Genomic DNA, 7,176 nt, shown 5'->3' with positions numbered 1-7,176 from the left:
TCATGAGAAAGCCCATATAAATGGGTAGAGTACAAGTTGCTGTAGAAGCATTTTTAATTCGTCTGATCACAGATACTTTATAAAGTATTTTAATACTTTTTTGAATCCGTCAATGCGTAAGTCCTAAAGTATTTTATTAAACACATGCTAACTGGTTATAAATAAACAAACTACAAAGAATACAAAGAAAGAGAGAGTGCTTAAAAAACAAACGGTCTGTAAGTAATCAGAAAAAAGCCGATTTTTAAACTTGACTTTAATGGTTGAAACTACAAAAATGCTGTCTTTAGTTTTATATGCCTTAGATCGATCACCCTTCGAATGAGTGCATTTTAGCAATGGACTTCTTCTCTAGCCGAGAGGTTGAACAAAGCCAACAAAATATGTTTATCCCAACATGTTTTAGACCCCATATTGCTCAAACAGCAAGCAGGTCAGATTTTTTTCTTATTGCTATGAAAACTATGAAATTTGTGTGCTATAACAGAGCACACAGTTAATGAATTAACCACGACAAATGCCCTCCATTTGTGCGTGAAAAAAGATTAGGGTGAATCACGTTGGAACTTTTATCTGGTGGTGAAATGCTCGTACGCGCTTTAGCGGACGAAGGCGTTGAACATGTTTTTGGATACCCAGGCGGCGCAGTACTGCATATTTATGATGCGCTATTTCAACAAGAAAAAATCAATCATTACCTAGTGCGCCACGAGCAAGCTGCTGGTCATATGGCTGATGCTTACTCACGTGTCACAGGTAAAACAGGTGTCGTACTGGTGACATCTGGTCCGGGTGCAACAAATACCGTAACTCCAATTGCAACTGCCTATATGGACTCAATCCCAATGGTGATTTTGTCAGGTCAGGTTGCAAGCCATCTTATCGGTGAGGATGCGTTCCAAGAAACGGATATGGTTGGTATTTCGCGCCCAATCGTAAAACACAGCTTCCAAGTACGTCATGCAAGCGAAATCCCTTCGATTATTAAGAAGGCATTTTATATCGCTTCAAGTGGTCGTCCGGGTCCTGTTGTCGTTGATATTCCAAAGGATGCGACGAATCCTGCAGAGAAATTTGCTTACGAATATCCTGAAAAAGTGAAAATGCGTTCGTATCAACCGCCGCATCGTGGTCACTCAGGTCAAATTCGTAAAGCAATTGATGAATTGATTCATGCTAAACGCCCAATTATTTATTCAGGCGGCGGTGTGGTTCAAGGCAATGCTTCTGCACAGTTGACAGAACTTGCACATTTACTGGGTTATCCAGTAACCAGTACCTTAATGGGTCTTGGTGCGTATCCGGGCAATGATGAACAATTCATCGGCATGTTGGGTATGCATGGTACTTACGAAGCCAATATGACTATGCACAATGCAGATGTGATTCTGTGTGTGGGCGCGCGCTTCGATGACCGTGTAACCAATAATCCAGCGAAATTCTGTCCAAATGCGAAAGTCATTCATATTGATATAGACCCAGCAACGATTTCAAAAACAATTATGGCGCACATCCCAATTGTGGGTGCAGTAGAGCCTGTATTGACTGAAATGTTGGCTCAATTAAAGCAATTGAATGTGTCTAAACCAAATCCCGAAGATATCGCGGCTTGGTGGAAACAAATCAATGAATGGCGTCAAGTTCATGGTTTGAACTATGATAAACCAACTGATGGTTCAATGAAGCCACAGCAAGTTGTTGAAGCGTTGGATAAAATTACCAATAGCCAAGCCATCATTACTTCAGACGTTGGTCAACACCAAATGTTTGGTGCGCTTTACTACAAATACACACGTCCACGTCAATGGATCAACTCAGGTGGTCTAGGAACCATGGGTGTAGGTTTGCCATATGCTATGGCAGCAAAACTTGCCTTCCCAGATCAACAAGTAGTGTGTATTACTGGCGAAGCATCGATTCAGATGTGTATCCAAGAACTTTCTACATGTAAGCAATATGGCTTGAATGTAAAAATTCTATGCTTGAATAACCGTGCATTAGGTATGGTTAAGCAATGGCAAGACATGAACTACGAAGGTCGTCACTCAAGTTCTTATGTTGAGTCACTTCCTGACTTCCCTAAATTAATGGAAGCGTATGGGCATGTGGGTATTCAAATTGATCATGCAGATGAACTCGAATCGAAGCTTGCTGAAGCAATGGCGATCAATGACAAGTGCGTGTTTATTAACGTGATGGTTGACCGTTCAGAGCATGTATATCCAATGTTGGTTGCTGGCCAGTCAATGAAAGATATGTGGTTAGGCAAAGGAGAGCGCACACAATGAGACATATTATCTCTGTACTTGTAGAAAACGAAGCAGGTGCGCTTTCACGTTTGGTAGGTTTATTCTCTCAGCGTGGTTATAACATTGAGACATTAAACGTAGCGCCAACAGAAGATCCGACGCTTTCGCGTTTGACTTTAACCACGTATGGCGATGAGCATAAAATTGAACAAATCACCAAACAACTCAACAAGCTTGTCGAAGTTGTTAAAGTTGTTGATTTGTCTGAAGGTGCTCATATTGAACGTGAATTGATGTTAATTAAAGTCAAAGCACTTGGTTCAGCGCGCGCAGAAATTAAACGTACTGCGGATATTTTCCGTGGACAAATCGTAGACGTAACACCAACGACATATACCATTCAAATCGCAGGTACAACTGAAAAGATAGATGGTTTTATTGATGCCTTAGCTGAAAATACAATTCTAGAAGTTGTACGTTCAGGTGTTTCAGGTATCGCACGTGGCGAAAAAGTTTTAACTATCTAATTTTATATATTCACCTCACTCCTATGGGTGAGGTACTTGAAACGTGAATAATCAAACAGAATCACGGTATCAAGTTAAAGGAAACAAAAGCATTTTAGCGGAGACAGCAATGCAAATTTTTTACGATAAAGACACAGACTTATCTATCATCCAAGGCAAAAAAGTAGCAATCATTGGTTATGGTTCACAAGGCCATGCTCATGCGCTTAACCTTAAAGATTCAGGCGTTGACGTAACTGTAGGTCTACGTGCTGGTTCTACTTCTTGGAAAAAAGCTGAAAATGCTGGTCTTAAAGTTTCAGAAGTTCCTGCTGCTGTAGCTCAAGCTGACTTAGTTATGATTTTGACTCCAGATGAGTTCCAATCACAACTTTACCGTGACGTAATTGAGCCAAACATCAAGCAAGGTGCAACGCTAGCATTTGCTCATGGTTTCTCTGTTCTTTATAACCAAGTTGTTCCACGTGCTGACCTTGACGTAATCATGGTTGCTCCAAAAGCGCCTGGTCATACTGTACGTTCAGAATTCCAACGTGGTTCAGGTGTACCTGATCTTATCGCTGTTCACCAAGATGCTTCTGGTAATGCACGTAACGTTGCGCTTTCTTACGCTTCAGGTGTGGGTGGTGGTCGTACTGGTATTATTGAAACTTCATTCCGTGAAGAAACTGAAACTGACCTTTTCGGTGAGCAAGCAGTTCTTTGTGGTGGTGCTGTTGAATTGGTTAAAATGGGCTTCGAAACTTTGGTTGAAGCTGGTTATGCACCAGAAATGGCTTACTTCGAATGTCTACACGAACTTAAATTGATCGTTGACTTAATGTTCGAAGGCGGTATCGCGGACATGAACTACTCAGTATCAAACAATGCTGAATATGGCGAATACGTAACTGGTGTTGAAGTAATCAACGAACAGTCTCGTGAAGCTATGCGTAATGCGCTTAAACGTATTCAATCTGGTGAATACGCGAAGATGTTCATCCAAGAAGGTGCGTTGAACTATCCTTCTATGACTGCTCGTCGTCGTCAAAACGCGGCGCATGGTATCGAAGTAACTGGTAACAAGTTACGTGCGATGATGCCTTGGATCCAAGCGAACAAAATCGTTGATAAAGAGAAAAACTAATTTCTTGAATCAATTGATTTGAATACGAAGACCCACTCATTTTGAGTGGGTTTTTTAATATCTAAAGTTACGTGCCTTAAAAATAGAAAAGCATACTTTTCTATTTTTGCGTACCTTGGATCCTAGCGAACAAAATCGTAGACAAAGAAAAGAACGAAGTTCTGATATCTAAGTCAAAAAGCCCTTGTTTTTAACAGGGGCTTTTTTATCCCTTATAAAAGACGGCATCAAGGCTACGAGCCTCAAATGATGTAAGCGATACTTTCATCATTTTCGCGCCTTGGATCCAAGCAAACAAAATCGTTGATAAAGAGAAAAACTAATTTCTTGAATCAATTGATTTGAATACGAAGACCCACTCATTTTGAGTGGGTTTTTTAATATTTAAAGTTACGTGCCTTAAAAATAGAAAAGTAGTGCTTTCATTCCTTACGCGTCACTCAGAACAGTGTGCTGCCTCGTTGTACTTCGTACAAAACAATGTTTTGTACTCGTTCATACTTTGGATCCAATCGAACAAAATCGTAAGCAAAGAAAAGAATTTATTTAATTATCTTTTGAGTTTTATGATACAAGGAACCCAATATTAGCGTGGGTTAGAATAATGATTTTATATAAATATGTGAGTTTTGAAGCTGCTTTAACGATTTTGAAAACAAAATCTCTAGGTTTTTCACATTTAGAAGATTTTAATGACCCATTTGAATGCACTGGTTTTGGTTTTTATGATTTGGATGTACCGACATCGGTAGCAGTAGGGCATTCCGAAATCAGTTTTCTAGAAAATATGTGATTTTAAGTTTGACTAGAACTGCTTTAAATCTACTCATCTGGCCACATTATGGGGATAGTTAAAAAAGGTGTCGTGATCGGAATAGACACATGCAAAGCAGGCCTTGAAGATGGTGATCAATTTATTATTCCTTCAACAAAAGGGGAGTTGAGATATTTAAAAACAGCGCCGAAGCAGGCCAATGTGGCAAGTGTTGAAAAATTAATGTCTGTAGGAAATTCAAATATTTTAAATTGGGATAATGAAGAAGTTTTAATAAAGCATGGTTTGCTTTATAAAATGCAGGAATGGGCATACGAAGAGGAAGTACGTATTGTAAAGAATATTAGCGATGCTCAATTCGGGTATCACTTTTCTACAAAAACACATGCATATATCAATGACCAACTTTGGCAAAGAGTCCCAATTGCAAACGCGTCCAATTTATACGTTAAAATTGCCTGAAGAAGCCTTTTTTGAAGTATATTTTGGGAAAAATGCATATATTGATCTTAGAAGAAAACAAGAGCTTGTGAAGCCAGTAATTGATCATAAGAGATCAGTGTGAATTGCTGAAAGATCTATGTGTTGAATCTAATATTAGTTTGAAATGCATTTCATTAGATTTGGAAACATGGTCTTTAAAAGTGAATCAAATTTAATTTGATGGTTTTGAGTCATGGGTGGTTTCAAAACTCCTATATTTGTGTCAGCTGAGTTGAATTTAGGTTGTGATAGAGTAGGCATTATTCATGCTGCATGGAGTGTGTAATTGCAATGAAAATATCAAAACTCTCTCTCTTACTCGCTCTTTGTCTACCTGTGGTGAGTTTTGCACAAGTTTCAGATATAGCACAGTCTGAGTTAAAGCCTTTACCTGATGTTCGGATATCCATGCAGCGGATGCTTCGCTCTACTGAAGGGCGTTATTTCTTAGATTTGTATGCTGGCATATGGAATCCGCACGGGACTTTGACTGATTTGCAAGAGCCCAAACAAATTAACTTTAAAGGGACTCAAAAAGCAGATTTTATTGACTTGAACTCAGTCAATGTTGTGACTGAACAAAATGCGGTAACAGCTTATCGATTGGCAGGAACATTGAATGCAAATACAGGATCGTTTAAAGCTGAACTGACTGAACAAACGGTACCACCATCTACAAGTTATTTACAGTTTGAACCTGCGTTTAAAGCTGCAGATAAACCTATCCTGCTGTTTAAGTTTTATGGGGTGCAATCCGCAGATCAGCCCTATGGCAAGTCTCTAAAGCGCGTAGATGTAATTAATAAATCAAATGGCAAAGTACTACAGTCATTACAAGGCTTTAATGTTTTTGGGAATAGTATCGGATTCTTAGATGTAAACTTTGATGGATACTATGATGTTGTACTTTCGGATACCTCTGATGGTCGAAAAATAGAAGATAAGCGATTTATTTATTGGATGTACAATCCTAAAACGAAAAATTTTCAACGCTCACCACAATTGGAAAAAATTGCTGGCTTCCCAAAATTAAAAGGAGAGTTGCAGCAGATCGACTTTGGATCAGGTCAAATCTTTCGAGTCGATCAAGGATTGCTTTATCCAGTCAGTGAGTAAGTTAAATTTTAAAAAGCCCCATAACTTGGGGCTTTTTTTATTTATAGAATTTTCTAAAGATGAATGTAGATACTTTTAAATGAGGTAGTCAGTATTTTGAATAAAAAATCAAAGTAAAAAGAGGGTTGAAAGAGAGGGACTGAATTTTAACATACATGATATTTCATGTAATAAATGAGATTCTAAAAATTTGAAAAACAAAAAACTGAAATTTAAAGAAAGAAAATATGATTTACAAAAGCTTAACATTGGAAACTAAGACGTGTTTCAAAACCTGTAATTTAATACAAAGGCTCAGTATTTGGTGACGTAATTCTTGTATTGCGTTTCAAAAGACATACCTGAAAGTAGTGATTATACATTCGAGATTCTATTTAAAAATAAAATTTAATCGGCCTTTACTATTAATATAGTTGAATATTCAAATATTATTGGTTTGTTTGAAAATTAATTTGAACTATTTCGCAAATATTTGGTGAAATATGTAACAGTCTATATTATTTTTAATATGGTTAAGGTTAATAAAAACAATTAGATATGTTATGCCTGAAAATAGGGATATGAAAAAAATCCCCAAAATTTGGGATAAAGAGGAAAATTAAATAAAAACATAAAAATTAAAAATATTTAATATATTACAAACACATAATTTAAATATTTGTAAAAAATAATATTACATGGATATTCGTGTGAAATTTCCATATTAGGTTCTTTTTTTCTCAACATGATTAAGAATGAGTCAGCACCTAGGGGAAGTGAAATTAATTGGATTTGGCTTTGTTGCACAAACCTATCTGTAAAGGCTTTTTCAGCAATATAATTTCAAAATGAATAAGCCTGCCTCTAAAATCTACCGTACAACCAATTGGTCATCCTATAACCGAGCCTTAATTAACCGAG

The 7,176-nt window shown here is 37.5% G+C and carries 6 protein-coding genes; all 6 read left to right on the top strand.

The window, feature by feature from the left end:
• Positions 1-560: 560 nt before the first annotated feature.
• The 6 genes from FTV03_RS16520 (at position 561) to FTV03_RS16495 (ending at position 6,276) form a co-directional block, all read left to right on the top strand.
• Positions 561-2,288, top strand: a complete 1,728-nt coding sequence (locus tag FTV03_RS16520) for an acetolactate synthase 3 large subunit (RefSeq protein WP_168378448.1) — start codon at positions 561-563, stop codon at positions 2,286-2,288.
• Entirely contained in the window at positions 2,285-2,776 is a 492-nt protein-coding gene (gene ilvN, locus FTV03_RS16515) for an acetolactate synthase small subunit (RefSeq protein ID WP_078189625.1), read from the top strand. Before FTV03_RS16520 ends, ilvN begins: the two co-directional genes overlap by 4 nt.
• A 109-nt stretch (positions 2,777-2,885) precedes the next feature.
• Positions 2,886-3,902: a ketol-acid reductoisomerase gene (ilvC, locus tag FTV03_RS16510; protein ID WP_078192867.1), complete on the top strand. Its 1,017-nt coding sequence runs from the start codon at positions 2,886-2,888 to the stop codon at positions 3,900-3,902.
• Positions 3,903-4,506: 604 nt separating this feature from the next.
• Positions 4,507-4,695 carry a hypothetical protein gene (locus FTV03_RS16505; protein ID WP_257220830.1) on the top strand — a complete coding sequence of 63 codons (189 nt, stop codon included), beginning with the start codon at positions 4,507-4,509 and terminating at the stop codon, positions 4,693-4,695.
• Between the two features lie 48 nt (positions 4,696-4,743).
• Positions 4,744-5,139: a DUF2971 domain-containing protein gene (locus tag FTV03_RS16500; protein ID WP_180042254.1), complete on the top strand. Its 396-nt coding sequence runs from the start codon at positions 4,744-4,746 to the stop codon at positions 5,137-5,139.
• Between the two features lie 312 nt (positions 5,140-5,451).
• Positions 5,452-6,276: a hypothetical protein gene (locus FTV03_RS16495; protein ID WP_257220829.1), complete on the top strand. Its 825-nt coding sequence runs from the start codon at positions 5,452-5,454 to the stop codon at positions 6,274-6,276.
• The last annotated feature ends 900 nt before the right edge of the window (positions 6,277-7,176 follow it).

This window comes from Acinetobacter sp. YH12218 (assembly GCF_013417925.1).
GTDB classification, from domain to species: Bacteria; Pseudomonadota; Gammaproteobacteria; order Pseudomonadales; family Moraxellaceae; genus Acinetobacter; species Acinetobacter amyesii.
The sequence above is the reverse complement of the archived record's forward strand: the minus strand, read 5'-3'. Positions and strand labels throughout refer to the sequence as shown.